Source organism: Micromonospora sp. NPDC049047 (assembly GCF_040649135.1).
In the GTDB taxonomy this organism is placed as follows: Bacteria; Actinomycetota; Actinomycetes; order Mycobacteriales; family Micromonosporaceae; genus Micromonospora.
In genome coordinates this window covers 1-4,445 of the sequence record NZ_JBEZEY010000047.1, presented here as the reverse complement: position 1 = coordinate 4,445, position 4,445 = coordinate 1, and the positions used below count along the sequence as shown (strand labels likewise).

2 protein-coding genes are annotated in these 4,445 nt (G+C 73.2%); both read right to left on the bottom strand.

The genetic code is table 11. The features are described 5' to 3' along the window. Positions 1 to 1,621: beta-ketoacyl synthase N-terminal-like domain-containing protein (locus AB0B86_RS33410; RefSeq protein WP_357420615.1), on the bottom strand; the 1,621-nt coding region annotated here is incomplete at its 3' end. A gap of 29 nt (positions 1,622 to 1,650) precedes the next feature. Continuing rightward, on the bottom strand, positions 1,651 to 4,445 hold a 2,795-nt coding region (locus tag AB0B86_RS33405), incomplete at its 5' end, for a KR domain-containing protein (protein ID WP_357420613.1).

Here is a 4,445-nt window from a genome sequence, read left to right as displayed (position 1 = left end):
TCAACTCAGCGACATCCCGACCAACCACCGCCGCCCGAAACTCAAACCCCGCCCGCCGCGTCACCAACGCCCGACCCACAGCGGCCGCAGACACCCCGCCACAATCCCAATCGGCCAACCGCCGCGCCTGAGCCATCACGGCAACCTCCGACCGGCCCGACACCACCCACGGCACCGCCACACCGGCCACCACCTCTCCGGCCGTGCCGGCGACCGCCGGCACAGCCACAGGAGCGGCCTCCAAAACGACATGCGCATTAGTGCCACTGAACCCGAACGACGACACCGCCGCCCGACGCGGACGACCCGTCACCGGCCACTCCTGCGCCGAAGTCAACAACTGCACCGCACCCGCCGACCAATCCACAAACGGCGACGGCTCATCCACATGCAACGTCCGCGGCAACACACCATGCCGCATCGCCATCACCATCTTGATCACACCACCGACCCCAGCAGCCGCCTGAGTATGACCAACATTCGACTTCAACGACCCGATCCACAACGGACGGCCCGCCGGGCGCCCCTGCCCATACGTCGCAATCAACGCCTGCGCCTCAATCGGATCACCGAGCTTGGTGCCGGTGCCATGCGCCTCGACCACGTCCACGTCAGCCGCCGACAGGCCCGCACTCGCCAGCGCCGCCCTGATCACACCCTGCTGCGACGGCCCGTTCGGGGCGGTAAGTCCACTGCTGGCACCGTCCTGGTTGACCGCACTACCGGCGATCACCGCGAGCACCCGGCGGCCGTGCCGACGGGCGTCGGACAGGCGCTCCAGCACCAGCACGCCAACACCCTCACCCCAACCCGTGCCGTCGGCGGCGGCGGAGAACGCCTTGCAGCGACCGTCCGGAGCCAGGCCGCGCTGGCGGCTGAACTCGACGAACGCCGCCGGGGTGGCCATCACCGCGACCCCGCCTGCCAGCGCCAGCGAGCAGTCGCCCTTGCGTAGCGCCTGCGCGGCCAGGTGCATCGCCACAAGCGACGACGAGCACGCGGTGTCGATGGTGACCGCGGGCCCTTCCAGGCCGAACACGTACGACACCCGACCCGACGCGATCGACCCGGCGCTGCCCGCGCCGACGAGCCCCTCGAACCCGTCCGGGATGGCACCGTGCAGCCGAGCGCCGTAGTCGGCGTACATCACTCCGGCGTAGACGCCGGTCGCGCTGCCGCGCGCCGTGCCGGGGTCGATGCCGGCATGCTCGAACGCCTCCCACGACGCCTCGAGCAGCAGCCGCTGCTGCGGGTCCATCGCCAGCGCCTCACGCGGGCTGATGCCGAAGAAGTCGGCGTCGAACAGGTCGGCGTCGTGCAGGAAGCCACCCTCCCGGGTGTACGTGTGGCCTGCCGCGTCCGGGTCGGGGTGGTAGAGCCCGTCCACGTCCCAGTCCCGGTTCGTCGGCAGGCCGTCGACCGCGTCCACGCCGTCGGCGACCAGCCGCCAAAGCTGCTCCGGCGAGCCGACCCCGCCCGGATAGCGGCAGCTCATCCCGACGATCGCAATCGGCTCCCGGTCGCACTCCTCGACGTCGCGGACGCGCTGCCTCGTCTGGTGCAGCTCGACCGTGACACGCTTGAGGTAGTCGACGAGCTTCTGCTCTTCCGGAGTTGACACGGTTGGCCTCTCGATGGTCACGGTCCGGGTCAGAGTTCGCCGAGTTCACGATCGATGAAGTCGAAGAGCTCGTCGGTGCTGGCGGCGTCGAGCTGGTCGCGCACCTCGTAGTCGTCGGCGGGCTTGCGCGCCTCGGCGAGCCGGGCGAGCATGCCGCGTAGCTGTGCCTCCACCCGGTCCTGGGCCTCGTCGTCGGCCGCGACACCCAGCAGCGAGAGCTCCAACTCGTCTAGCTTGGTGAACAGCGGCGCGGTCGCGTTCTGGGCGTGCTCGGCGGCGAGTTCGGCCCGCACATGCTCGGTGATGGCGTGCGGGGTCGGGTAGTCGAAGACGAGCGTCGCCGACAGCCGCAGCCCGGTCGCCGCGCCGAGCTGGTTGCGCAGCTCGACCGCGGCCAGCGAGTCCAACCCCAGTTCCAGCAGGCCGCGGTGCGGGTCGAGCCCGTCCGTCGAGGACCGGCCGAGCACGTTGGCCACCCGGCCGAGCACGTACTCGCGGATGATCGGCAGCCAGGTGTCGGCCGGGACCGCGCTGAGCTGGTTGACCAGCGCGTGCTCTTGTCCGGCGGCGCCAGCGTCGGGCGTGGTGCGGCGGCGGGCCGGGATGAGCGAGTGCAAGATCGGCGGCGCGGTGTCGTGGCTGAGCTGCTGCGGTTGGAGTCCGAGCGGGACCAGCACGGCCGCGTCGATGCCGAGTGCGGCGTCGAACAGGGCCAGGCCCTCGGCGGGCGGCAGCGCCCGAACTCCGGAGCGGGCCAGCCGCTGCCGGTCAGCGTCCCCGAGCGCGGCCGTCACGTCGCCTGCGCTGTCCCACAGGCCCCAGGCCAGCGACAGCGCGGGCAGCCCGCAGGCCCGCCGGTACTGGGCCAGGCCGTCGAGGTATGCGTTGGCAGCGGCGTAGTTCGTCTGGCCCGGGTTGCCGAGCACCCCGGCGGCCGAGGAGAACAGCACGAACAGGCGCAGGTCGAGGCCCTCGGTCAGCTTGTGCAGGCGCCATGCCGCCTCGGCCTTCGGCCCCCAGACCCCGCGCATCCGCTGCGGGGTCAGCGACTCCACCACGCCGTCGTCGACGACGCCCGCCGCGTGCACGACACCCACCAGCGGGTACGCCGGCTCGACGGCGCGGAGCACCGCGTCCAGCGCGGATGCGTCGGCCAGGTCGGCCGCGGCGATGCCCACCGTCAGCGCACCCGCGGCTCGTAGCGACTCCGCCAGCTCCCCAGCGCCAGGTGCCTGCGCACCCCGGCGGGAGACCAGCAACAGATGACGCACACCGTGCGCGGTGACCAGATGGCGGGCCACGAGTGCGCCGAGATCGCCGGTACCCCCGGTGACCAGGACCGTGCCCTCCCCCAGCTCGGGAACCGCCGGTGCGGCTACCCCCAGCGTGGGGACCGCCGATGCGGCTGCGGAAGCGCGGACCAGGCGCAGCGCCAGCCAGGCTCCGCCGCGCCAGGCGAGCTGGGGCTCGGCGGGCAGCGCCGACACGTCCACCGGGCCCGGCGCGTCCACCAGGACGATCCGGCCCGGGTGCTCGGACTGCACCGAACGGACCAGGCCCCACACCCCGGCCACGGCGGGGTCGACCTCGTCGCCGGCCGCCGCGGCGACCGCGCCTCGGGTCACCAGGATCAGCCGCGACGCCGGATCGGCGGGCTCGGCGAGGAAGCCCTGCACCAGGTCGAGCACCGCGCAGACCAGGTCCGGCGATCCGCCGCCCGAGGACGACAGCTCACCCGGGACGGACACGACCATCGCACTCACCGGGACCAGCGCGGACGCGGGTACCCAGTCCAGCGCGAACATGGACCGGGCCGCGCCGCCGAACTGGTCTGCCGAGACCGGCCGCAGCGCCACCGTGCCGACCGTCACGACCGGACGCCCGGCCGGGTCGGTCAGCTCCAGCGCCACCCGTCCCGGCGCCACCGTGGCTCGCACCCGCACCACCCGCGCGCCGGGCACGTGCACGGCCACGTCCCGCCAGGAGAACGGCAGGCTGGCCCCGGTCCCGGCCGCACTCGACGCGGCGATGAGATGCAATGCCGCGTCGAGCAGGGCCGGGTGCGCGCCGAACCGCTCCGCCGGTTCCCCGGCGGGCAGCGCGACCTCGCCGAATAAGTCCTCGCCCCGGCGCCAGGCGTGGCGCAGGCCGCGGAACACCGGCCCGTACGCGAGCCCCACTCCGCCGAGCCGATCGTAGAGCCCGTCGACGTCGACTTCCTCCGCGTCGGCAGGCGGCCACACGACCGGCCCGCCGGACAACTGCGGCTCCGGTTCGCCCGCCGCGAGCAGGCCTGCGGCGTGGCGGCGCCACTGCCCGCCGTCACCTTCCGGTCGCGAGTGGATGTTCACGTTACGCTGCCCGGTCTCGTCCGGCCCGCCGACCGCGACCTGCAACAGCACTGCCTCGGACTCCGGCAGCACCAGCGGCGCCTCGATCGTCAGCTCCCGCAGGATGGTCGCCCCGACCTGAGCCCCGGCCCGCAGGGCCAGCTCGACGAAGGCCGCGCCGGGCAGCAGCACCGCCCCGCCGACCGCGTGATCGGTCAGCCACGGCTGCGTACGCACAGACAGGCGCCCGGTGGCGATCCAGCCGCCCGAGTCGAGCACCGGCACCCCGGCGCCGAGCAGCGGGTGGTCCGCCGCGACGAGTCCGGCGGTGGTCACATCCCCGGCCGCGGCGGTCGGCAGCAGCCAGTAGCTTTCCCGCTGGAACGCGTAGGTGGGCAAGTCGACGTGCTCGGCGGCCGGACCATAGAACGCGTTCCAGTCGAGGTCGACTCCCGCGACCGCCGCCCGCGCTACCGCCGTGACCAACGCATCTA